Origin of the sequence: Polaromonas sp. CG_23.6 (assembly GCF_029892315.1) — a bacterium.
Taxonomy (GTDB): Bacteria; Pseudomonadota; Gammaproteobacteria; order Burkholderiales; family Burkholderiaceae_C; genus Polaromonas.
The window spans coordinates 2,845,748-2,868,371 of the sequence record NZ_JARXUY010000001.1 but is presented as its reverse complement, the minus strand read 5'-3'; the positions used below and the strand labels follow the sequence as shown (position 1 = coordinate 2,868,371).

Annotated in this window: 25 protein-coding genes, 1 tRNA gene and 1 pseudogene; 15 read left to right on the top strand and 12 right to left on the bottom strand. The window is 56.9% G+C overall.

Annotated elements, in window-relative coordinates; all coding sequences use genetic code 11:
* The first annotated feature begins 159 nt into the window (after positions 1-159).
* Positions 160-357 carry a hypothetical protein gene (locus H4V98_RS13560; protein ID WP_280757577.1) on the top strand — a complete coding sequence of 66 codons (198 nt, stop codon included), beginning with the start codon at positions 160-162 and terminating at the stop codon, positions 355-357.
* A gap of 112 nt (positions 358-469) precedes the next feature.
* Positions 470-892 (top strand): acyl-CoA thioesterase, encoded by a 423-nt coding sequence (locus tag H4V98_RS13555; RefSeq protein WP_196865103.1) that lies wholly within the window; start codon positions 470-472, stop codon positions 890-892.
* Between the two features lie 205 nt (positions 893-1,097).
* Here the strand turns inward: H4V98_RS13555 and H4V98_RS13550 are convergent.
* Positions 1,098-1,677: pseudogene (locus H4V98_RS13550) on the bottom strand (transposase); the annotation flags it as partial.
* A gap of 749 nt (positions 1,678-2,426) precedes the next feature.
* Positions 2,427-2,579: a hypothetical protein gene (locus H4V98_RS13545; protein ID WP_196865100.1), complete on the bottom strand. Its 153-nt coding sequence runs from the start codon at positions 2,577-2,579 to the stop codon at positions 2,427-2,429.
* 108 nt (positions 2,580-2,687) lie between these two features.
* Between H4V98_RS13545 and H4V98_RS13540 the strand changes: the two genes are divergently transcribed.
* The 6 genes from H4V98_RS13540 to H4V98_RS13515 all read left to right on the top strand — a co-directional run bounded on the left by H4V98_RS13540 (position 2,688) and on the right by H4V98_RS13515 (position 9,497).
* Complete coding sequence (locus H4V98_RS13540; protein ID WP_196865099.1) at positions 2,688-4,475, top strand: hypothetical protein; 1,788 nt, start codon at positions 2,688-2,690, stop codon at positions 4,473-4,475.
* 347 nt (positions 4,476-4,822) lie between these two features.
* Positions 4,823-5,890 (top strand): 3-oxoacyl-[acyl-carrier-protein] synthase III C-terminal domain-containing protein, encoded by a 1,068-nt coding sequence (locus tag H4V98_RS13535; RefSeq protein ID WP_196865098.1) that lies wholly within the window; start codon positions 4,823-4,825, stop codon positions 5,888-5,890.
* Complete coding sequence (locus H4V98_RS13530) at positions 5,884-6,639, top strand: methyltransferase domain-containing protein (RefSeq protein ID WP_280757576.1); 756 nt, start codon at positions 5,884-5,886, stop codon at positions 6,637-6,639. The genes H4V98_RS13535 and H4V98_RS13530 overlap by 7 nt, the downstream gene beginning before the upstream one ends.
* Positions 6,636-7,913 carry an FAD-dependent monooxygenase gene (locus H4V98_RS13525; protein ID WP_280757575.1) on the top strand — a complete coding sequence of 426 codons (1,278 nt, stop codon included), beginning with the start codon at positions 6,636-6,638 and terminating at the stop codon, positions 7,911-7,913. Before H4V98_RS13530 ends, H4V98_RS13525 begins: the two co-directional genes overlap by 4 nt.
* A gap of 40 nt (positions 7,914-7,953) precedes the next feature.
* The gene (locus H4V98_RS13520) at positions 7,954-8,268 is read left to right on the top strand and encodes an acyl carrier protein (protein WP_280757574.1); all 315 of its coding nucleotides are present in this window, start codon (positions 7,954-7,956) and stop codon (positions 8,266-8,268) included.
* Positions 8,265-9,497, top strand: coding sequence for a beta-ketoacyl-[acyl-carrier-protein] synthase family protein (locus H4V98_RS13515; protein ID WP_280757573.1), 1,233 nt, complete (start codon positions 8,265-8,267; stop codon positions 9,495-9,497). The genes H4V98_RS13520 and H4V98_RS13515 overlap by 4 nt, the downstream gene beginning before the upstream one ends.
* 66 nt (positions 9,498-9,563) lie before the next feature.
* Here the strand turns inward: H4V98_RS13515 and H4V98_RS13510 are convergent, their stop codons facing one another.
* The gene (locus H4V98_RS13510; RefSeq protein WP_280757572.1) at positions 9,564-10,160 is read right to left on the bottom strand and encodes a peroxidase-related enzyme; all 597 of its coding nucleotides are present in this window, start codon (positions 10,158-10,160) and stop codon (positions 9,564-9,566) included.
* Between the two features lie 221 nt (positions 10,161-10,381).
* Here H4V98_RS13510 and H4V98_RS13505 point away from each other — a divergent pair, with 221 nt between their 5' ends.
* Positions 10,382-10,771, top strand: a complete 390-nt coding sequence (locus H4V98_RS13505; RefSeq protein ID WP_280757571.1) for a carboxymuconolactone decarboxylase family protein — start codon at positions 10,382-10,384, stop codon at positions 10,769-10,771.
* 292 nt (positions 10,772-11,063) lie between these two features.
* Positions 11,064-11,423 carry an HPF/RaiA family ribosome-associated protein gene (locus H4V98_RS13500; protein ID WP_196865093.1) on the top strand — a complete coding sequence of 120 codons (360 nt, stop codon included), beginning with the start codon at positions 11,064-11,066 and terminating at the stop codon, positions 11,421-11,423.
* Between the two features lie 70 nt (positions 11,424-11,493).
* On the opposite strand, the gene H4V98_RS13495 is transcribed toward H4V98_RS13500, so the two are convergent.
* Positions 11,494-12,051 (bottom strand): PAS and helix-turn-helix domain-containing protein, encoded by a 558-nt coding sequence (locus H4V98_RS13495; RefSeq protein WP_196865092.1) that lies wholly within the window; start codon positions 12,049-12,051, stop codon positions 11,494-11,496.
* A gap of 109 nt (positions 12,052-12,160) precedes the next feature.
* On the opposite strand from H4V98_RS13495, the gene H4V98_RS13490 reads away from it, so the two are divergent.
* Positions 12,161-12,979, top strand: a complete 819-nt coding sequence (locus H4V98_RS13490) for a CoA transferase subunit A (protein ID WP_280757570.1) — start codon at positions 12,161-12,163, stop codon at positions 12,977-12,979.
* Positions 12,980-12,982: 3 nt separating this feature from the next.
* Entirely contained in the window at positions 12,983-13,621 is a 639-nt protein-coding gene (locus tag H4V98_RS13485; protein ID WP_196865090.1) for a CoA transferase subunit B, read from the top strand.
* A 110-nt stretch (positions 13,622-13,731) separates the two neighbouring features.
* Here H4V98_RS13485 and H4V98_RS13480 read toward each other — a convergent pair whose 3' ends face one another.
* Both H4V98_RS13480 and H4V98_RS13475 read right to left on the bottom strand, forming a co-directional pair.
* Complete coding sequence (locus H4V98_RS13480; protein ID WP_196865089.1) at positions 13,732-14,208, bottom strand: hypothetical protein; 477 nt, start codon at positions 14,206-14,208, stop codon at positions 13,732-13,734.
* A gap of 277 nt (positions 14,209-14,485) precedes the next feature.
* Positions 14,486-14,559, bottom strand: a tRNA-Gly gene (locus tag H4V98_RS13475).
* A 223-nt stretch (positions 14,560-14,782) separates the two neighbouring features.
* Between H4V98_RS13475 and H4V98_RS13470 the strand changes: the two genes are divergently transcribed.
* Both H4V98_RS13470 and H4V98_RS13465 read left to right on the top strand, forming a co-directional pair.
* Positions 14,783-16,063 (top strand): integrase family protein, encoded by a 1,281-nt coding sequence (locus H4V98_RS13470; protein ID WP_280757569.1) that lies wholly within the window; start codon positions 14,783-14,785, stop codon positions 16,061-16,063.
* Positions 16,064-16,264: 201 nt separating this feature from the next.
* Entirely contained in the window at positions 16,265-17,467 is a 1,203-nt protein-coding gene (locus tag H4V98_RS13465) for a hypothetical protein (RefSeq protein WP_280757568.1), read from the top strand.
* Between the two features lie 113 nt (positions 17,468-17,580).
* On the opposite strand, the gene H4V98_RS13460 is transcribed toward H4V98_RS13465, so the two are convergent.
* The 5 genes from H4V98_RS13460 to H4V98_RS13440 all read right to left on the bottom strand — a co-directional run bounded on the left by H4V98_RS13460 (position 17,581) and on the right by H4V98_RS13440 (position 20,946).
* Complete coding sequence (locus H4V98_RS13460) at positions 17,581-17,835, bottom strand: AlpA family phage regulatory protein (RefSeq protein WP_280757567.1); 255 nt, start codon at positions 17,833-17,835, stop codon at positions 17,581-17,583.
* The gene (locus H4V98_RS13455; protein ID WP_280757566.1) at positions 17,832-18,365 is read right to left on the bottom strand and encodes a hypothetical protein; all 534 of its coding nucleotides are present in this window, start codon (positions 18,363-18,365) and stop codon (positions 17,832-17,834) included. The genes H4V98_RS13460 and H4V98_RS13455 overlap by 4 nt, the downstream gene beginning before the upstream one ends.
* Before the next feature lie 106 nt (positions 18,366-18,471).
* Positions 18,472-20,310, bottom strand: coding sequence for a ParB/RepB/Spo0J family partition protein (locus H4V98_RS13450; protein WP_280757565.1), 1,839 nt, complete (start codon positions 20,308-20,310; stop codon positions 18,472-18,474).
* A 16-nt stretch (positions 20,311-20,326) separates the two neighbouring features.
* Positions 20,327-20,710 (bottom strand): hypothetical protein, encoded by a 384-nt coding sequence (locus H4V98_RS13445; protein ID WP_280757564.1) that lies wholly within the window; start codon positions 20,708-20,710, stop codon positions 20,327-20,329.
* Positions 20,707-20,946 carry a hypothetical protein gene (locus H4V98_RS13440; protein WP_280757563.1) on the bottom strand — a complete coding sequence of 80 codons (240 nt, stop codon included), beginning with the start codon at positions 20,944-20,946 and terminating at the stop codon, positions 20,707-20,709. The genes H4V98_RS13445 and H4V98_RS13440 overlap by 4 nt, the downstream gene beginning before the upstream one ends.
* 147 nt (positions 20,947-21,093) lie before the next feature.
* Between H4V98_RS13440 and H4V98_RS13435 the strand changes: the two genes are divergently transcribed.
* Positions 21,094-22,431, top strand: coding sequence for an IS4 family transposase (locus H4V98_RS13435; protein ID WP_280757283.1), 1,338 nt, complete (start codon positions 21,094-21,096; stop codon positions 22,429-22,431).
* Here H4V98_RS13435 and H4V98_RS13430 read toward each other — a convergent pair.
* Entirely contained in the window at positions 22,413-22,595 is a 183-nt protein-coding gene (locus tag H4V98_RS13430; protein ID WP_280757562.1) for a hypothetical protein, read from the bottom strand. The two genes, H4V98_RS13435 and H4V98_RS13430, sit on opposite strands and share 19 nt — an antisense overlap.
* Positions 22,596-22,624 lie beyond the last annotated feature (29 nt).

Here is a 22,624-nt window from a genome sequence, read left to right as displayed (position 1 = left end):
CATCAATTTTATGTCGTGAAATTGGCTGAAAACCGATCATTCATTTTTCAAATTCCCAAATGTTGATATGAGACCGGTGGCTTTTAGTATGGACAAGAATTTAACAGGCTGTGTCGCGTCAGTGACGAGTCTGACATTGTTTCCTGGCAACAAACAGCCATGACTCAGTCGGGCATAAGCGAGTTCAATCCGTTCTCAAATCTGTCGGGCAATCTCGCTTTTGAAACTTGCTCAGTCAAGGTGGGGTTTGCGTCATCGCTGTATCGGGCACTGGTGCTTTCGGCACTGTTCGGCGTGTTGCGCGGTCAATTTACAGAAAATAAAACGCAGTTTGCCTTGTTGTATTCTTTTGTCTGAAATGACTACTGAAATACACCGATACAGATTGATATCTGTGCACGGTTGGATTTCGACATTTTTTGGCATTCTTCCGGGTTCGTCTTTGAGCCCTTTTACAAACTACCGACCCATGAAAATTGAAATACCCGAGAAGAAAAAACTGGTTCATGAAATGCGTATTGCCATTCGCTGGGGCGACATGGATGCCATGGGACACCTGAACAATGGAACCTACTTTCGTTACATGGAAACTATCCGCATTGACTGGATGCATGCCATTGGGTGCAAGCCTGATCCGAAGGGAGAAGGGCCGGTCATCGTCAATGCATTTTGCAATTTCTACAAACAGCTTGAATACCCAGGCGAGGTGCTGATCAGGATGTTTGTCAGCGACCCAGGCCGAACGACTTTTGAAAGCTGGGCGACGATGGAACGTGCTGAACAGCCTGGGGTCATTTGCGCCGCTGGCGGTGCGACCACTATCTGGGTTGATTTTCCCGCGCAAAAAGCAAAAAACCTGCCTGACTGGATACGTCAGCTGATACAAGACTGATTTAGGTATCAAAAAGCCATTATCCGCCTGCTGCACTTGTATGTGTAGCTATCAAAAAAACTGTAAGAGTTTTTAATAGTCTGGATTTTTTCTGTTTTCCTCAGGTTTATGTCGATTTTTTTTGGAGGTTGTTACGGTATCGCTTCACTTGTTGAATGTGTGCTGTTTGACTGAAGAACAGTTGATTCGGACCGTTGTCGCTTCTTGACGAAGTTGTCGGATAAAGGCGTTTGAGTTCGACGCGTGCATCTTTGGTCGTGAATTGCCAGTTGCCTTTGCCCTGAAGGTTGTCGCTGCGAGCGTGCCAGGCAGCGACTTCGCTTCGCACAGTCTCGATGCTGTCGATGCTCCGGTCCATGCACTGGCCCACCATGACGTTTTTCTCGATTTCTGCGATGTTCAGCCAGCTGCCGTGATTGTGGGTGTAGACGAACTCGAAGCGGCCCCACAGCGCCTTGGCCTGGCCGGGGACAAACGCCCCGTACAGCGAGCCCGGGGTGTTCGTGTTGAGGTTATGCATGACCAGCGTGATGCTCTGCGCATCAGGGGAGCTTGCGGCGATGTCCTGCACAAACACCGCCCAGTCGAGTTTGGTCCGGCGCTCGGTGCGCCTTGGTCAGTCGCCTGCCGGCCAGCCACCAGCTGGCCAGAAAGATGTTGCACCGGCCGCAGCGTTTGTATTCGCAGACATGGCGCCCGGACCGCCCAGACGCTGCGGCAATAAATTCGCGGGTTTGACGAATCAACTGCCGGTGCGTCTGGTCCATGCACCCCACGGGATACTTTTCGCTGTTGACCAGTGCGGCTTGGCGAAATCAAAAAAAGCATCAATCATTTGGCCGGACCAGCCCGGTTTTCCCGTGTTCATATTGCGCGGACTGCTCCCGCCATGGCCGTCATTTCCGACACCATAAATCATGTCTCTTCGGCTTTCGTAATGCGCAGCACCTAATTATTGAGGTCTCGCTTGACCAGGACCAACCAGCGGTGCCATCAACACTGTGCTGTGTTGGAGTCAATCAATAAGGCCGCAGGCAACGCTGCCAGCCACCAATAACGTCGCGCCAAACCCAATTGTTCGCCGATCTTGCTTAGTCACCACAGCGCCCCATGAATCAGTTTGTTGACGGTGATCTGACACCTCGTACGCCCTGCGCCAAGCGACTGTTTTCAGGATGAAAAGCTTTGGCTCTTTCTTTCTCATAGCAAAAACCTGTCCTTCCCAATCGGAATTTGCCTACAGGCGAGTAGGAATACGAAACAAATTCTTACATTTATCAGTTTGCTAATTTAAATCTTTGTTTTTTTTGATAAAAGGTGTTAATTTGTTACCTTATGTTTACTTGTAACTAATGGTCTTTTGCATTAAAAAATTATTTTTACTAATTAAAACAAAAAAGTTATTGTTTTTATAAAATTTTTTTATAGATTTCCCATAAAAAAATAAGTTGTAAGTTTTTTACAAAATGATAATTTATAGACTCTTTGTTACTTGTTTTGGTTTTGAGCTTTTTAAGCTTGTTAATTGTTGCTTTCATAGGGGAAAGCCTGATTTTTTTTGCTCTGAAAAAACCAAAGTCTCTGCAAAAAAGCCTTTTTGAGAATTGAAAAAATTTGATGATGGAAAAGTTTTTAATTTTTCGTTTTTTGAAAATTTTTTAAAAATCTTAAATTTTTTGTAAGACAAGGACTACTTTTTGTGTAGGTGAATTCTCCTTGAATCCAAAAATATGTAAATTTAATGGGTTTGGGTACCTATTAAGATTCAGCCAGGTTTTGAACTAAAGCCAGGTTTTTGAAAGAACTGGCAAGGTTGATTGGTGATTTACCAAGCATTAAGACTCTTATCAAGCAGATCGAAATCACTTCAAAAGTGAAAACGACCGCTTCGGTTGATTTTTTGTTCAGCGAAATTTTGGCAACTTTTACATTTGAATGGATTTTTATGCAAAAACGTAACTTCTCAAAAATTGCTGCAGCTGCTACTGCTGCGGTCCTGATTAGCTTGGGTCAATCAGCCAGTGCGGTTGAAATTGCCCCTTACTTTCATGCGTGGGGCGGCGATACCCTCACTGAAGCTAAACGAGTAGCCGGCCTGGACAGTGCGACGCTCGCCTTCGCCATCACAAAGGGAAGTTGCGCGCTGGATCAAGACTTGCTCAACAAACTGCCGGATGCACGCACTTATGTCGGTTCAGGTGGACAACTGATTATTTCTTTCGGTGGGCAAAACGGCGTGTATGCAGAAATTGCGTGCAAGGACGACAACCAGCTTTTCAACATGCTGGAAAAGCTGATGCTTGATTCGGGAACTCGCCGGATTGACTGGGATGTCGAAGGCCATCAGTTGCTTGATGTCGAAGGCACTGCCCGCAGGACGCGTGTACTGGTTCGCCTTCAGGCCAAGTACCCGGATCTCTACACGTCATTCACCTTGCCTGGCTGGCTGCGCGGTGTAGACAACAATTCGATGGATCTGCTGAGGTCGACGATCGCCGCAGGTGTCCGAATCAGCATGGTCAATGTGATGTCCATGAGCTTTGGCCTTGAAAACCTCAGGACCATGGTGGTGCCTTCCACATTAGCTCAGGCGTCCATCATGACCTTCCGTTCTGCGGTCAGCCAGATGGCAACCCTGTATCCAAACAAGACCCAGGCGCAGTTGCATGCCATGATGGGCTTGACGCCAATGATCGGAAAGAACGATGACGGTTCGACTTTCTCGCTGGTTGATGCAAAAACCATTGCCGACTTCGCCAAAGCCAATGGAATTGGCCTGCTTTCCTATTGGTCATTCCAGCGCGATCGGGCGCAAGCCACGAATGCTTCGACCGATCTGAGTTCGTTCAGTGGCGTCGCACAGTCTAACTACCAGTTCTTGAACATCTTCAAGACAGCTGCTGATTCCGTTGCCCCGACACCAACACCAACACCAACACCAACACCGACACCAACACCAACACCAACACCGAAGCCAGTAACGGCTTCGCCAACACCAGCTCCCGCGTGCAGCAGCGCGACCTGGACTCAAGGCAAGCAATATGCTGCCGGCAGTATCGTGACCTATTCCAATGGCAAACAGTACATCGCCAATTCTGCCAATCCAGGGTACGACCCGACCATCAGCACCTATTTCTGGTCGCAATACATGTGTGCAGCGTCATCTGCTCCTGTATTCACCCCTGCTCCGGCACCAACTCCGGCACCCGCCCCAGCATGCAGTAGCTCGACCTGGACTCAAGGCAAGCAATATGCTGCCGGCAGTATCGTGACCTACTCCAATGGCAAACAGTACATCGCCAAGTCTGCCAATCCAGGGTACGACCCGATCATCAGCAGCTATTTCTGGTCGCAATACAGCTGTGCGGTGTCTTCTGCTCCTGCGCCTGCGCCTGCGGTTGCACCAGCACCAGCTCCGGCACCTGCACCGACATGCAACAGCTCGACCTGGACTCAAGGCAAGCAATACCCTGCTGGAAGCGTGGTGACGTATTCAAATGGCTACAAGTACAAAGCCACCTCCGCCAATCCAGGCTATAACCCGACCATCAGTACTTATTTCTGGTCCCGGTTTGCTTGCTAAGACCTGAAACCCTTGCCTCTTTAACTGCATCCGATCCTTAAGACTCCGGGCTTCACGCAGCAATTGCGTGAAGCCCGGAGTCGCGTGCGGAGCCGTCGTATTCAGTCAAAGCAATCGGAGACAGCTTAGATCAGTGACTTCCTGCAGCGCCTGTTGACGCAAGGCGTTGCAGTGCCGAAAGCGACTTGAGTCCCATTCCTGACGGTTTGCCTTAAACCAAGTCGCCAGCGTAACTGCTGATGGGTCTTGCGGCACTGTCCTACGGCCTGAAGCCTCCAAACGGTTGCGCGCAGAATTTTGAAAGGTCGTATCCTGCTGGTCTGTCACGCAAGAAGGCAAGCTGCACCATGTTTTTTCTCGGAATTGGAACGGCCACACCCGCTTCGCGTTATACAAAGAGCGAGTGCCTGGAAGCGTTCCAAAATTCTGACTGGTTTGAACGGCTTGATGCCCGTGCGCATTTTGTGGCGCGAACCGTGCTGCAGCGTGACAACGGCATCGAGGCACGCTGGCTGGCCGTCGATTCGCTGGCCGATGTGTTTTGCATTGACCCCGACACCCTTTACAAACGCTTTTTGGACCATGCGCCAGCGCTGGCTACACAGGCTGCCGTGCGTGCCTTGGAAAACGCCGGTTGCCTGGCTCATGACATCGATGCGGTGGTGGTCAGCACCTGTACAGGCTATGTGTGTCCGGGCCTGACGGGACATGTGGCCGAGCGGCTTGGTCTGAGGCCTGAAATCCAGGCGTTTGATCTGGTCGGCCAAGGCTGCGCTGCAGCCTTGCCCAATTTGCAACTGGGTGCTGCGTTGCTCAAATCGGGTGTCTGCGAACGCGTGCTGTCGGTGTGCGTTGAGGTCAGCAGTGCCGCAATGTACCTGGACAATGACCCCGGTGTGCTGATCAGTGCCTGCCTTTTCGGCGACGGCGCCGGTGCTGCTGTCCTGTCGCGCAATCCGGGCACGACCGGTCGGCAGGTAGAGTGGAAGGACAGCGCGTCGCTGCTGGAGCCATCCCGGCGCGAAGCCCTGAAGTTTGAGCAACGGGCTGGCATGCTGCGCAACATCCTGACGCGGGAGGTTCCGGCGCTGGCGGCCGATTATGCGCAACAGGTGCTGGGCACCGTGATTCATCGGGCCGGCATTGGCCGCCAGGATATCAGCGCCTGGATCATGCATGCCGGCGGCCGCGATGTGCTGCGGGCACTGGAGCGGCGTCTGGAGCTTGCGCCCGCCGATCTGCGCTACAGCGCCGCCATGCTGCGCGAGTACGGCAACCTGTCCAGTGCTTTTGTCTATTTCGTATTGCAAGCTGCGCTGCAAGAGCGTGCACCGGGCGGCTGGTGGTGGCTGTCGTCTTTCGGCGCCGGTTTCAGCTGCCATGGCGCCTTGCTGGAAGTGCAGCCCGCATGCTGAACATGCCGCGCACCGTGACAGCCGAAACACTCGATGGACTGGCTGAGGGCGATCCGTCCGCCATGCGCTCACGCCGGGACCTGCAGCGCATTCACTGGCTCATGGGCACGCGCGGCATCATGGCGCGGGCGCTCCAGCGGCTGCTGGCGTCGCGTCCCCCAACCGCGCCCCTTCGGCTGCTCGAACTTGGCGCGGGCGACGGCAGTTTGATGCTGGGCGTTGCCCGTACCCTGGGCGCGCAATGGCCGGCAGTCGAAATCACATTGCTCGACCGACAGGACCTGGTGACCCGCTCCACCCTCGACAGCTATGCCAGCCTGGGCTGGACCGCCAGCTCCCAGGTGGTTGACGTATTCGACTGGGTTTCGACCCCATTGCCTGGCATGCACGGGCTAAATACGCGCTTCGATGTCATTGTGGCCAATCTGTTTTTGCACCATTTCGAAGAGCCTGAGCTGGTCACATTGCTGGCGGCGATCGAGTCGCGCACCCGGCATTTTCTGGTTTGCGAGCCGCGCCGCGCGGGGCTGGCGCTGGCAGGCAGCCATCTGGTCGGGGCAGTGGGCGCCAATGCGGTCACACGCGAGGACGCGGTGCTGAGTGTTCATGCCGGATTCAGGGGCAAGGAACTCAGCGCGCTGTGGACCGGAGACCCGTCTTTCTGGACCCTCAGTGAATCTTCGGCGGGCCTGTTCAGCCACTGTTTTCTGGCCAAACACAGCGGTCAGGGCAGGGCTGGCTCACCATGATGAACCACCGCTTCGACGCCATCATCATGGGTGCAGGGCCCGCCGGATCGACTGCTGCCGTGCTGCTGGCACGGGCTGGCTGGTCGGTGGCGTTGGTTGAAAAACAGAGTTTTCCGCGTCGCAAGGTCTGCGGTGAATGCCTGGCCGCCAGCAACCTGCCGCTGCTCGATGCGCTGGGCATCGGCGCAGAGTTTGACGCCAGCGCAGGACCTGAACTGCGCCAGGTTGCGCTGATGCAAGGAGCGCGAACCTTCATTGCCGACCTGCCGGCGGCAGACCAGCCGAAGCGTGCCTGGGGCAGGGCGCTGGGCCGCGAAACACTCGACACGCTGCTGCTGGCGCAGGCCCGTGCCAGTGGTGCGGTGGTGCTGCAGCCGTGGGCTGTACAAGCGCTTGGTGGCAGCGTGGGAAACCACTCGTGCGAAATTCGTGCCATCGGTTCTGACCAGCATGAAGAACTGCAGGCGCCGGTGCTGATTGCCGCGCATGGTTCATGGGAGCCCTTGCCGACCGACCGGGCCGAACGACGCCTTGCGCGCCAGCCCGGTGACCTGTTCGCGTTCAAGGCCAATTTTCGCCATGCAAGCCTGGCGCCCGGCTTGCTGCCGGTGCTGTCATTCGACGGTGGCTATGGCGGCATGGTGCTGGCCGATCAGGGCATCACCACGCTGGCCTGCTGCATCCGGCAAGACCGCCTTGAAGCCTGCCGCCGCTTGTATCCGGGTCTGTGTGCAGGCGACGCGGTCGAGGCTTTTTTAAAGGCGTCATGCCACGGCGTGGCGCAGGCATTGGGTCCGGCGCAACGCGAGGGCGCCTGGCTGGCCGCCGGGCCGATTGATCCGGGCATCAGGCTGCGCGCTGACGACATGCTGTTTCGCATTGGCAATGCGGCGGGCGAGGCGCATCCCATCATCGGCGAAGGCATGAGCATGGCGATGCAGTCGGCGTGGCTGCTGTGCGCGCAACTGCTGCGTTCGGCTGCACCACATGACGGCCTGGCCGACACCGTATGGCACTCCAGCGTGCGCCGCCGCTATGCAGCCGAATGGCGTCGTCAGTTCGCGCCGCGCCTTCGACTGGCCGCCACTCTGGCCCACCTGGCCATGCGGCCCGCGCTGACATCGCCATGGCTGGGGCTGCTGGGTCGCTGGCCCGCGCTGATGACGCATGGCGCGCGCCGCGGCGGCAAGGTCAGGTGCGCCATCAGCGTTGACACGGCAAGCTGGCTGGCAGCGGGTGCCAGCACACGATCCACCAGGCCTGATGCGCAGTGAAGCCCATCCATCCCGACCCGGTATAAAACAAAGGAAAGATATGCCCAGCACCACGACCTTCGACCGGCTTTTCGCCATTTTGATGAAGGACTACAAGCTTGACGCCGCGCAACTTACGCCGGACGCACCGCTTGAAGATTTGGGCATTGATTCGCTGGGTGTGGCCGACCTGCTGTTCAATATAGAGGACGAGTTCGGCATCACCCTGCCGCCCGAGCCGGTGCAACTTCTGACCGTTGGCGACGTGGCGCGTTTCATCGACGGACTGTTGGCCAAGCAGCAGAACCAAGCTGGCGCACCAAGCGCCGCGTCGTCTGGCATCTTGCCGGGAGCCATTTCTTCGACTGTGCCGTGAGGCGGGTTGCCGTTACCGGCATGGGGGTGGTGTCGCCTCTGGGTAACAGCGCTGCAGAAGCGTTTGCTGCCGCGCGCGCGGGATGCTCTGCCGTTCACCGGCTCGATGTTCCTTTCGCCCACCGGCTGTCCGCGCCGCTGGGCGCCACGGTCGCCTTCAACTGTGCCGACCATTTCGATCCGCCGCAACTGCGGATGCTGGACCGGATCAGCCAGTTCGCGCTGGTGGCGGCGCGGCAGGCATTGGCTGAGGCACGGCCAATGCTGGCAGATGCAGATCGCCAGCGCGCCGGTGTTTTCGTTGGCACTGGCATGGGCGGTATTGGCAGCATCGACGACGGCTACCAGACACTGTACGGCGAGAAGTCCGACCGCATCAAGCCTTTCACGGTGTTGATGGGCATGCACAATGCGCCGGCCGCCTGGATCGGCATCGAGCAAAACTGGAGCGGGCCGAACCTGAGCTATTCAACCGCGTGCTCATCGTCGGCTGTTGCCATCGGCGAGGCCTGGCTGCGGGTGGCGCGTGGTGACATCGACATCGCGCTGGCCGGCGGTAGCGAAGCGCCGCTTTGCTTCGGTTCGTTGAAAGCCTGGGAAGCGCTGCGCACCGTGGCCAGCATCGATCCGGTCAATCCGTCTGCCTCGTGCAAGCCATTTTCCAAAAACCGAAGCGGCATGGTGCTGGGCGAGGGTGCGGCCCTGCTGGTGCTCGAACCCTGGGACCATGCGCTCGCCCGCGGCGCGACGATTCACGGCGAACTGGCGGGTTATGGGCTGTTCACCGATGCGGGCCACATCACCCGGCCCAGCGTCGCCGGCCAGGCGGCCGCCCTGCGAGCCGCCTTGCAATCCGCCGGCATGTCGGCAGACGAAGTGGATGCAATCAATGCCCACGGCACCGGCACCCCGGCCAATGACGGCGTCGAGACCGCTGCCATCAAGGCGGTGTTCGGCAGCCGTGCGGCCCAAATCCCGATCAGCGCGACCAAGGCGCTGCACGGTCATTTGCTGGGCGCGACGTCGGCGCTGGAATGCGTGCTGTCGTTCATGGCGATGCAGCATTCGGTGGCACTGCCGACCATGCACCTGCAGCACGCTGATCCGGCATGCGACCTGGACTATGTGCCCAACGCTGCCCGCGAGGGCGTGGCGCTGCGAAGCATGCTGTCAAGCTCGTTTGCCTTTGGGGGAACGAATGCGGTGCTGGCTTTGCGGGCTGTGGGTTAAAAAATACAGCGAAAAATGCACTTAGCGCAATACCAGCATATGTTTTTAGCTATTAAATAAATAGCTTTAGGCCAGCTTGGGTGGTTTCGGCAAACGCCCCATCAGATAAAACTCCGGGTTCGGCTGCATGCCGCTGAAGCTCGCCATGCGGTTGGACAGGCCGAAGAATGCAGTGATGGCCGCAATATCCCAGGCGTCTTCGTCGTCAAAGCCGTGGGTCTGCAAGGCCTCGAAGTCGGCATCCTCAATCTGGTCAGAGTGCAGGCAGACCTTCATCGCAAAATCGAGCATGGCGCGCTGACGCGGTGAAATGTCCGCCTTGCGGTAGTTCACTGCCACCTGATCGGCCACCAGCGGTTTCTTTTCATAAATTCGCAAAATCGCGCCGTGCGCCACCACGCAGTACAGGCAGCCGTTGGCCGCGCTCGTTGTGGTGACGATCATTTCGCGCTCGCCCTTTGTCAGCGACCCGTTGGGATTGCCGCTTTCTTCCTTGAGCATGAGCGCATCGTGGTAGGCAAAAAAAGCGCGCCATTCGGCCGGACGGCGGGCCAGCGCCAAAAACACATTGGGAACGAAACCGGCTTTTTCCTGCACTTCCAGAATTTTGGTCCTGATGTCATCGGGAAGGTCATTGAGCATGGGGGCAGGGTAACGTGGCATGTCGGGTCTCCGGTTGGCTGGGTAAGAATTCCACCTCGAAAGCCATCGATTGCAAGGTTTGAATGGCTTGCTTGGTTTGGACTGAAGGCGCTTGCACAGGCCATCCTAGCGCAGCTTGTCTGACGCTTGGCGGCGTTGTGTGATGCGCCACATGCCGCCACAGGCGGGTGAGCAGCCGCAGCCGCTATGCTGAGGGTTTTTCATTGCAAGGAGCCCGCAGCATGAACCCAACATCCGACAACGCCTACGACAAAGGCCTTTCCACCCGCAAGCAAGTCATGGGCGAAGCGTTTGTCGACAACGCTCTGTCTGGCGTGACCGACTTCACCCGGCCAATTCAGGATCACATCACGGCCAAGGCCTGGGGCGACGTCTGGCAGCGCCCCGGCCTTGACCTCAAAACCCGCGGCCTGATCACGGTGGCGATGCTGACGGCGCTCGGCAAGCAGCATGAACTCAAGGGCCATTTGCGCGGCGCGCTGAACAACGGCGCCACGCCGGCCGAGTTGCAGGAAGTGTTGTTGCATGCAGCGGTCTATTGCGGTGTACCCACAGCCGTCGAGGCCTTTCGCACGGCCGCTGAAGTCGTGGATGGAACAAAGAAAAACTGATCTCATATCCAGCTTTGCCATGGTGCCGCAGAGCCGAAATTTCAAGGGCTTTAGTGAATTTGCGCAATAGCCGTCTGCTTTTTACGCTATTGATTAGCTAGCAGTTGCGTTAAAAATCGATTTGCCCCTGTCGTTGTCGAGGCTTAACATCCGGACTGGGCATGGGGACTACAGGCCCTTTCCGCTTGCGGGGCCATAATGGTTTTTAGCTTCCGCCTTTTGGGCGGTGTCACCGTGCCGCACGGCCGCTTGGCCAAGTGCTGCACTTCATCCAGAAAAGGAAATAATCCAGATGCAAATTCAGATCAACTCCAACAACAGTATTGACACGGGCGAATCGTTCGAACGCTGGGCGAACGCCGAATTGACTGGATCTTTCAGCCGCTACAAGGACGACATCACCCGCATCGAAGTGCACATGAGTGACGAAAACGGCGAAAAGGTCAGCCCCGACCACAAGCGCTGCATGCTGGAGGCCCGGCTCGCCAACCGTGAGCCTGTGGCCGTCAACCACCATGGCGCCAACCAGGACGAAGCCTTCCGGGGGGCCAGTGAAAAGCTCAAGCGCGTGCTTGAACACACCCTTGGCAAACTGCGTGACCACCGTGCGCGTGAATCAATCCGCCGCGAGCCAGATCTCGACAACGTCTGAATCCCTGGCGTGAGGGCCTGAACGCTTTGCGGGCTCCCAGCAGACGGAAAACCTCTGCCAGAGCAGGGCATCAATCCCCAGCCATGAGTTTTTGCACCAGATCGGCCGTGGTTGATGCCTTGAATTTTCGCATCAGGCGTGCACGGTAAATCTCCACTGTACGGTGGCTGATGATCAAGGCGCGGCCGATCTCCTTGGAGGTCAGGCCGCGCATCAGGTGGGCTGCCACCTCGCGCTCGCGTGCAGTCAGTTCGGCCGTTACCGGACGGCTGGCGCTCAGGTCTTCAAACGTCCAGATGCCTGATTCATGCGGCACACTTCGGTTCAGTGCCCGGCCTGTGACGTGACACCAGAAGGTTTCGTCTTTGCATCGCCCATCGACCCGCTTCATGATGCGGTTGTCCGAATACATGCCGGTAGCATTCAAAATAGGAAGCATGCGTACGCCGATGCGCTCGAACTCGTCGGCGCTCGGGTAGAGAATGAGGAAAGACTGGCCCACCAGATACTCACGCGTGGTGCCGAACATTTCGCAGACATGCTGGTTGCAATCAAGAATCGAGCGGTTGCGGGACAGCACAAGCCCCACCGGTGCCAAGTCGAAAGCCAGTTGGTAATCCGTTGACATCAGGACAAACCTTTAAGAAAAACTACGTAGCGCAATAGGTAGTATCGTAATGGACCGGACAGGCGCGTGAAAGCGTCCTGAAGGCTGAACCAAACAAGGAGACATTTTTGTGAAGAAACTTTTCCCCTCTGCTGCAGAAGCCCTTCGGGGCATCGTCAAAGATGGACAACTGTTCGCTGTGGGCGGCTTTGGCCTGTGCGGAATTCCCGAAGCGCTGATCGATGCGCTGCGCGATACCGGCGTCAAAAACCTGACCGTGATTTCCAACAATGCCGGAGTAGACGGATTCGGCCTGGGCAAGCTGCTCGAGACGCGGCAAATCAAGAAAATGATTTCGTCCTATGTGGGCGAAAACAAGGAGTTCGAGCGCCAGTACCTGGCCGGCGAACTGGAACTTGAATTTACGCCGCAGGGCACGCTGGCCGAAAAGCTGCGCGCCGGCGGTGCCGGTATTCCTGCTTTTTTCACCAAGACCGGTGTCGGTACGCTGGTGGCTGAAGGCAAGGAACTGCGTGAATTCGACGGCGAAACCTATGTGATGGAACGCGCCCTGGTGCCTGATGTGGCACTGGTCAAGGCGCACCGTGCCGACAAGTCCGGCAACCTGCAGTTTCGCCTGACCGCCCGCAATTTCAACCCCGCTGTGGCCATGGCAGGCAAAATCTGCGTGGTTGAGGTGGAAGAAATCGTGGAAACGGGCGACATAGAGCCTGACCAGGTGCACTTGCCAGGCATTTACGTGCACCGTATCGTGCACAACCCAAGCCCTGAAAAACGCATTGAGAAACGCACCGTCACCCAAGCCCCGGTAGATGCCGCCGCCGCCAAGGTCGAAGCGCAGGCCGCCATTGCCCAGGCAGCAGTTATCACTGCCGACGAACCCGTCCCATCCACCATCAAGGCCGCCAGCGGCCAACAAGGAGCCTGAAGCATGCCGTGGACCCAAGACCAAATGGCGGCCCGCGCTGCCCAGGAACTCGAAGACGGTTTCTATGTCAATCTCGGCATCGGTATTCCGACGCTGGTCGCCAATTTTGTTCCCAGCGACAAGGAGGTCTGGCTGCAGTCAGAAAACGGCATGCTCGGTATCGGCCCGTTCCCGACGGAAGATCAAGTGGATGCCGACCTGATAAATGCCGGCAAACAGACCGTGACCACTTTGCCGGGCTCGTCTATTTTCGGGAGCCACGATAGCTTTGCGATGATTCGCGGCGGCAAGATCAACCTGTCTATCCTGGGCGCGATGCAGGTCAGCGAGCAGGGCGACCTGGCCAACTGGATGATTCCGGGCAAGATGGTCAAGGGCATGGGCGGCGCGATGGATTTGGTCGCTGGCGTCAAGCGCGTGATCGTCCTGATGGAGCATGTTGCGAAGAAAAAGGACGGCACCATCGACCTGAAGATCCTGCCGAAATGCACATTGCCCCTGACTGGCGTCGGTGTAGTTGACCGCATCATCACCGACCTGGCGGTGATGGACGTGACGCCCCTGGGCCTTAAGGTGGTTGAGCTGGCACCGGGTGTTACCCAGGAAGCGTTGCAAGCCAAGACCGGCGTCACGCTGATCTGAAGCGATTTGCCTTGTACAAGAAAAAAGGCCCTGAGGGGCTTTTTTTTTGGGTGCGTTCACCGCCATCGAACAAAACCGGGCCTTTGGTCACTGCGCCCGATTCGATGCGTTCACCAAGCGTTTTTCGGCCTGACCGCCAGCGCCACAATCGTCACACCCAGGGCAACAATCAGCGCGTCCTCGATCAAACCGCTGCGAGTCTGGCCCATGCGCGCCATTGCTCGTTCACGGCCGGCCAGACTCAGGTAGGCCAGAGGTACGGCGGTTGCAATCGCAGTCACAGCGCCGGCCTGTTCGCAACCATGGGGAGCCAACGCAGCGCCTGCTATCCCGGCGCTACTTACCCTGGCCAGCAAGCCCAGAAAAACAGTGCGGTCAGGCGCTGTCTTCATCTTGTCTCCGAACAATTCGCCAACCCCCATGGCCAAGGCGCCATAGGTGAATACAGGACGGTCCAGCAGTACGAGTTTTCCCGGCGTGCGATGGCCAAGAAGCCGTGCAGCCGCAATGCTTGCCATGGGCGTCATGGAGCGTGCACTGGCAACAGCGCCGATCAGAGCGGAGAAAAGCAATCCGCGATATTTCATGGTTTTTCCCCGAGGTAATGCCGACAAGGCCATCGTCCATGGTTCTGCTTCATGCAAACAGGGCAAAACACCCGATCATCTGTAGGAAGCAGTTGGAGGCTGGCTGGTAATGGTACTGATAGCCAAAGCTGACACCCGCTGACCTGCCCACATCTCTACCTGAAAAAGGTTGGTATGGCATGGTTGAGCCTGAAACGACATAAGGCATGAAAAAACCCGCAGTAGCTATGAACTACGCGGGTTTTGAGTGAATGTGAAACGCTGTGATATGACAATTTGGAGCGGGTGAAGGGAATCGAACCCTCGTATGAAGCTTGGGAAGCTGCCGTTCTGCCATTGAACTACACCCGCATTTTGTAACCTGTTGATTTACAACAGATTATTCCCGTAAGTGCTTGAATTCCATGCGCTTTTATTCTTTTTGCCTGAACTGGCTTTCTCAGAATAGACCACACTAGACCTTATACACTTCACATGTCAGCGTAGCTTTCGGCGTAGCTTTTATTTGCTGCTTTGTCGGGCCTGCGCTGCCGTCGCTTTTTCTGCGTCTGGAACATTCGGGAGTATACGGTTTATGTTGTTCGATGCACGCGCTGCCAAGCTGCTCAGGCCTGGCGAGCACATGACGATCGATGGCTGTCCGGGCCTGCGCCTGGTGGTGTCGGCCACTCGAAAAACGTGGATCTACCGGTACAAGTCGCTCGCCGACGGCCGCATGAAACAGGTCGCTTTCGGGCAGTGGCCGGCGGTGTCGGTGCAATCAGCGGCATCGCAGTGGGAGCAGCTGCGGGACCAGCGCGGCGCCGGCACTGACCCGGGCCAGCAGCGCCGCTCTGAGCGCCAGGCCCAGCGGGGCATTGACGACACGCCCAAGGCGTACACCGTGCGCGAGCTGGTGAAGGACTATGTCGAGGGTCACCTGTCGGCATCGCGCAAACCGGCTGGGCTGCTGGCGGCCCGCCGGGCGCTGGACAAGCTGCTTGATGACGACACGGATTTTGCGGGCCGGGCGGCTGAGTCTATCAAGCGGGCGGATGCCTTTAGCATCCTTGATGCCCGAAAAGCTACGCCGACCTCTGCAGCAAAGCTACGCTCGATGCTGGGCGCGGCCTGGGATTACGCGCTTGACGCCGGGCGGCTTGACGGTGACACGCCGAACTGGTGGCGCGCCGTCATGAAGGGGCGGCTCAAGAGCCAGGGGAAGCGAATCGGCGGCGAGCACCAGGGGCAGCAGCGCCGGGTGCTGCGGCCTGTCGAGATTGCCATGTTGCTGGCCTGGCTGCCCAACCTGCACGCCACCGGCCGGGACACATTGCAGCTGTACCTGTGGACTTGCGCCCGGGGCGGCGAGATTTTCGGCATGCGACCAGAACACATTACGCACGAAACTGATGGCTGGTGGTGGACCGTGCCGAAAAATGAAACCAAGAATGCCAAAAGCCTGGAAGCCGAGGATCTGCGGGTGCCCCTGATCGGGCGGGCGCTGGACATTGTGCAGCGCCGGATGGCGGCGGTCGGGCCTTCGGGCTGGCTGTTCGAGCATGGCCAGGGCCAACAGTACACACAGCATTTCTTCTCGACCTATATCTACAACCTGCAGCCGTATTCGCCCAAGGTGGTCAATCGACAGAGTCAAGGGTTGGTGCTGCCGGTGTCGGGCTGGTCACCGCACGATCTGCGGCGCACCGGTCGCACGCTGCTGGCGTCGCTGGGATGCCGGGATGAGATTGCCGAGGCGGTGATTGGGCACCTGCCGAAAGACATTGTGGGCACGTACAACGCCTATTCCTACGATGCCGAGCGTCGCCACTGGCTGGAGTTACTGGCAGCTTATTTAGAGGACTTGGCCGTTTAAACTATTGCAAATTGTTTAAAGGAAGTAAGCCCAAGCAATCATTAAAGCTTGGTATAGATCGCCTTCAGATTAACTTGATCTAGTAATAAGCCTATATTCAAATATTGGCTGTTTATCTTTAGTGGAATAATTTACTATTAATCAATAATTGACATATAAATTTTCTTAATTTTTATTCAAATTACAAATTGGCGAAATTAAATGAACTTAATAATTGAAAATCCTTTGGAAAAACTACCGGAAATATATTCTAAAATTTCTGAAGTTGTTGCATTAGCTAAGATAATGTTTCCAAGCGATCAAAGTATTAATATACCAAGAGTGCTGGCTGAATATGTTTCACAATTAAATAATAATATAGAAATATTTTCTAATTTTGGCATCGTAGATGGGATTGAGGACTTTGAGAAAGCTCTAAAGGTTGCAAATGCAATAGGAATTTACGCGACAGCATTGGGACAGCAAGGTGCGGTATTACTTCCAACTAGTCAACTGAGTACTTCATTCTCAAAGATTTTAGCGGCAGGTCAGGCACTTACAAATTATATAGGTAGTTTGCAGGTTAGTGTGGCTGGCATTATTGATGCTGGAAACGGACCAATGTTGCCTAATATCGCACTTCAAAAAAACTGGAAAATGCTGGAAAGTGATCTTTTGGATCGTAGCAATAATTTTCATTCTAAATTGGATGTGGCTGAGAGTGATTTAGCAAGATATGAATCTAGAGTTGAAGCGTTCAGCGAATCGATCAATACCAATTTGAGAAAATTGGAAGATGAAAAGGCAGAAATATCTCAGCAAATAAACTTTGCTATAAATGCTGCCCAAGAGAGTGTTTTGCAGCAAGGCCTTAATCTTGAAAGCCAATATGAAGAGACTATTGCAAATCTTAAATTAAAAGAATTCGAGGTTGTAAAATTACTTGGAAATCTAGCTGTATCAGTAATTGCTGGTGGTTATGCAAAAAGTGCTACTAATGAGCAAAAAAGTGCTAACTGGTTTAGAATCTTTTCAATAGTATTGATGATGATGGTTGTAGTATTACTCTCAGTAACGCTTTTTGAAAGTAGTAATAATGAGATGAATTGGAAGGAAATTAGCTTACGCCTAATTATTTCTCTATTTTTGTCAGTACCGATTGCGTACTTGGCTCGTGAGTCGTCACGACATCGAAGCCATCATTACAGCCATCTTCAAACCTCTTTGGATATGGCTGCGTTAGGACCGTTCATTGAATCCTTATCTCCTGAACTACGAGAAAAAGTGAAAGCAGCCATGGTTGAAAAGATATTTTTTCAAAATGCAAAAGACGAGAAAATTGAAGATAATTACGGAATTAATATTCAATCTTTATTGATGAAATTTATAGATACTTTTAAAGTGCAAAACTTAAATAATAAATAGATTAGTTTTAGAGAAATTATATCTCTTAGGCTTTTTTGAATAAGAAATAAGCTTTGATAAAGCAGATCTACTAAAATCAATTCTTTCTCTAGATGATCCCGATCTCTAAAAGATCAGGCAGCTTTGCCTGCACGTCCAAAGCCGCAATTCGTCGGTGGTAGCAGGTCTGACACTGGCAGGCTTTTCCCCCAGGCTTCTAGTTCTTCCACCAGCCAGGCACTGCGGCCGGCGCTCAGCTTGCGTGGCTTGGGCAAGCTGCCTTGCGCGACCAGCTTGATCAGCATGCTCTCCGACAGCGACAGAAACGATGCAGCCTGCGCGCTGGCCAAGTACAGCGGCTTGAGGCTAATGATGGTGTCCTTTCTCATGCCTTTGCTCCCGTGTTGTAAATTTCAGGCCCGGCCACGTCCGTCATGCGGGCCGTGCCGTTTCGGACTTTGTCGGCCAGCTCGAACGCACCTGGAAAAGCACGCGTTCCAAAGACTGGCTGCGCCAAGAACACTTCCGTGGCCAGTTGGGCTGCCTCATGCAGGATCTTGGCTTGGCTGCTGCGCCAGCGCCCGCCGTCCACGCTGAATTGCACGACGGTGCGCAGGGCTGCGTGCAGTCGTTTGGAATCGGGGTGGTGCAGCGCCAGGGCCAGTGCGGTCTCGGCGCCGACGCCCAGCACCAGCGCCAAGTGGGACAGCAGCCGCGTGTCACGCTCGCCGTCTTGTGTGAAGTAAATCCGGGTGCTGACGCTGGTCATGCGGGTCATCAGCGCGGCCACGCAGTCAACCTCTTCCTTGGCGATAACGGCCCGGCCCACCGGGCTGGCGTGGGCGGAGTTGAACCGGCTGGCCAAGGCATGGGCCTGCAGGCGCTGGAGCTTGCGGCCGTGGGCAGTGGTTTTTCTCATAAAAAAATCCTCAGGACAATTTCAGCAACGACCACGCAGCCGGCGACCAGGGCCAGTGCTTGCGCAACGTAAATGGCTTGTGAGCGTTTCGGGTAGTGGCGCATGGTCAGGCTTCCAGCTCGGCTGGTTCTTCGACCGTCTCGACGGGGTATGCGCTGCGCACGTCCTCGACCTCTACGCCGTACTGCGTGGCAGCGGCTAACAACGCCGCTGGCGCCTCGGGCTTGCCGTAGCTGAAGGCACGGACGTGGTCCACCAGCGCGCAGTCCAGAAGCAGGGCGTTCAATTCCTTGTGCGACATTCGGCCGGCCTTGATCCTCAACGCTTCAATGTCTTTAGTGTCGTGCAGCGCCAGCAGCGTGTCCCTGTCCTTGTAGGCCACGCCGGCAATGGCCACCTGTGCAATCAGCCGCAGTTCGAACACGCCAGTGCTCACCCGGGTCGCTGTCTCGCGCACCTTGCGCAGCGCGACGACGTTCAGCCGGGTCTGCGCCGCCGCCTTGGCGTCGCGAACCTTTTCCTCCTCCTTGCGGTCAAGCTCGTAGGCATTCCAATTCATGCGGGAATTGGTGGTTTTGGCCGCTGGCGTCTTGACGCCTGCCGCCTCGGCTTCCTTGCGTTTGACCACCTCGATGGTCTTGCCGCTGCGCTGGTCCTGGATCGTCAGGATGGTGACGGCCGGCCCGGCTGTGCCGTTGTTGACGCTCTTGAGCGCTTCGCGCATCTCGCTGATCGGTATGTAGTCGCCCTTGACGTTTCCCTGCGCATCGACCGCCTTGCGCGCTGCGTTGCCGACCACCATCACCTTGCCCTTGGCTTCCAGCGCTTCCTGCTGGCGCTTGAGCTGGGCCGACTTCTTACCTGCAAAGCAGTCGGAGTCGGTGCAGACGTTGTCGCCCTTGGGCGTGTAGTCGTTGTAACCCTTCTTGTCGAGCATGTCGGCATACACGATGGGGTCAACGCCCGAACGCTTGGGGCATGCTGTGCAGGCGCCTGCACTCTCGACCAGGTCAGCGTCATCGAGCGCCCACAGCGCCGTTTTCAGGTCCAGCGTGAACTTTTCGGCCAGTTCGGAGCGGGCCGTGCGGTAGCTTTTCAACTCGCCTGCATAGCCGCCTTCGAGCGCCAGGGCCAGCGCCTTGGCCTGGTTCTTCTCGCCCGGCACCCGGGCTACCAGCGTGGCGACTTCCGTGCGCAGTTTGCCGGCGCGCAATGCCGCCTGGCCGGCCGGGTGCAGCGTGGCCAGTTTCAGGCGGTTGTACACATGGGTGCGGCTCTTGCCGGTCTGCCGTGCCAGCTCGTCCTTGGTGATGCCGTGCGCGGCAATGAATGCCGCATAGCCCAGCGCCTCGTCGATGGGGTCCAGGTCGCGGCGCTGGACGTTCTCGACCGCCTGCAGCTGGGCGCTTTGCGCGTCGGTGAGGTCGCGCACGATGGCCGGCATGATGCTTAGCCCGGCTTGCAGCGCGGCGCGGTGGCGGCGGTGGCCGAACACCAGCTCGTAGCTGCCATTGCCCCTGGGGCGCACCAGCACCGGCTGGATAATGCCCACTTCCTTGGCCGAATTGGTCAGCTCCTGCATCGCGTCTTCCGGGTAGTTGGTGCGCGGGTTAAAAGGCGAGGCGTGGATCGTGGCCGGCAGCAGCTGCTGCACCTGGTTGAGCTTGCTGTCCAGGTAAAGGTTGAGCGTCTTGCGGTGCTCGGTCAGAACCGGGGTGTCTGGATGGAGCTTGTTTGGATAGGGGGTCCAGTCACTTTCGTGGACAACAAAGACCTGGCCCGCCTGCGTTTCAACCTGGTAGGCGGTCTTGCTATTGCACACGATGACGGTTACTTTTTGACCGGCAGCGGGATGCGGGTCGCCACTGATGTCGCTCAAATTTATGTGGAGAACGACCTCTTTGCCAATCAGTAGGGTCGAGAGTTTGGAAGCGGCTTTGGCCATGGTTGGCTCCTTGGTGTTAATGCGTGAAAGCGGTGCGGCGCAGCAAGATCTGGCCCGGCTCTGCGTTGACGCAGGCGGTGCCTGCCGGCGTGATGCGGTAGCTGCGATGCACTGGCTCGATAAGCTGGAAGCGGATCAGTGCGCCAAGGGCGGGCAGCATGTCTCTTTCCCGGCCGGTCTCGCGGCGCAGCATCTGCGCGCTGGTCAGCTGGACCTTGTCCATGAAGCGCAGCACGTGGCGCGCAACGTGTGGCAGGTCGCACATTTGTGTCACAGGCGTAGCGGGTGCAGGCGTCTGCACCGGCAGGGCAGCGCCCTGGTGGTGGCGCAGCGAAAACTCACGCATGGCGACTGCTGCCAGCATGCGCAGCGTCTGGGGCGATGGCGTGGTGCGGATCATGACCGGCTGAGCCTGGAATAGGTAACGCCCATGTTGATCACATCGGCATCGCCCATGCCTGTCTCGGCCATTAGCCAAGCGCCTGTGACAACGCCCTGCAGGTGCTTGATGTCGTAGCAGTTGTGGATCACCAGATCTGGTGCAAATTGGCTGCCGTCCGCTTCGCTGATGTGACTGGTGTTGTGCTTCAGGCCTAGGCGCCTGATGTCCCAGATCACGCCGCCCATGGCACGCACCGCTGCGGCTTCATTGGCAAACCGTACGTCGCTGATGACATGGCGAAACTGCTTGCTTTGCTGCTGGGCATGAACTCGGGCCTTAAGGGCATTTCGTTATACACAACTCCGGCAAAATTCCCCTCAAGAAAGATTTGAAGGAAAACGATGGGCTGGGCAGGCACTGAATTTGAGACGATAGACTTGGGCGATGAGCGGCGCAACAAGCGGGCCATCCGGCTGGTGGAGCGCTTGAGCGCCCAGCCCATGGCGAGCGTGCCGCAAGCCTGCGGGGACTGGGCCGACACCATGGCGGCGTACCGGTTCTTCGGCAACGAGGAAGTCGATTGGCGTGCGATTTTGGGCGCGCACACGGACTGCGCCAAGACGCGCATGGCCGGGCACGAGGTGGTGCTGTGCATTCAGGACACGACCGAGCTGGACTTCAACGGGCAGGAGGCCAGCGGCCTGGGGCCGCTGAGCTACGAAGCGCAGCGCGGCATGTACGCGCATCCGACCTACGCCGTGTCGACTTCGCGCGAACCGCTGGGCGTGCTCGACGCGTGGATGTGGGCACGCGAACCCAAAAACAAGGACGGCAGCCGCCCCGGCATCAAGGAGAGTGTGCGCTGGGTGGAAGGTTACGAGCGGCTGGCCGAAATGGCCGCCGAGTTGTCCGGCACCCGGTTGGTGTACCTGGCTGACCGCGAGGCCGACATCATGGAGTTGATGCGGCGTGCGCGCGCGCTGGGCACGCCTGTGGACTGGCTGCTGCGCTCCCAACACAACCGCACCCTGTCCAGCGGCGACAAACTCTGGATCTCTGTGTTGCAAAGCGAGCCTCTGGGCGAAATACGCTTTGTAATGGCCTCGCGCAAGGGCCAGCGCGCCCGTGAAGTGGTCCAGCAGGTGTGGGCGCAAATGCTCGAACTGCCCGATGGCAAAGGCCACTTTGTGCAGGCCAGTTGCATCGTGGCCAAGGAAATGCAGCCTGCCGCAGGCGACAAGCCTGTCGAGTGGCGGCTGCTGACCAATCTACCGGTGCAGAGCCTGGAGCAGGCCGCGCGCATGATTGACTGGTACCGGGCCCGCTGGGAAATCGAGATGTTCTTTCATGTCCTGAAGAACGGCTGCCGCATCGAGGCGCTGCAACTGGGAAGCATCGAGAAGATTGAGCGCGCGCTGGTGCTGTACATGGTGGTGGCCTGGCGTATCGCCCGGCTGATGCGGCTGGGGCGAAGTTGCCCGGACCTGGATGCCCAGTTGATGTTCGAGCCCGATGAGTGGAAAGCCGCCTACATCCTGAACAAGCAGAAGCTGCCAAGCAAGCCGCCCACGCTCAACGAGGTGGTGCGCTTGGTTGCCAGACTCGGTGGCTTTCTAGCGCGCACGGGTGATGGTGAGCCGGGCGTGAAAACCATCTGGCTTGGTATGCAGCGCATTCTGGACTTTGCCGCCGGCATCAGGTTCTCACGCGAGCTTCAGGCTCAGGGGACTTGTGTATAACGAAATGCCTTAAGGGTGCGTGTCCAGTAGTCCTGGCCGCTGTAGGTGCGGCGGTATTCAGTGCCCCACCACTGCATGATCTGCCGAGCCGAGCGGGGGGCTTGAAATTCATCTTTTATGCTCTTGCCGGGTTCGAGCCATTTGCACTGCTCAATCACCGCCATCGCAAAGCCGTTAACAGTGCTGCAACGGC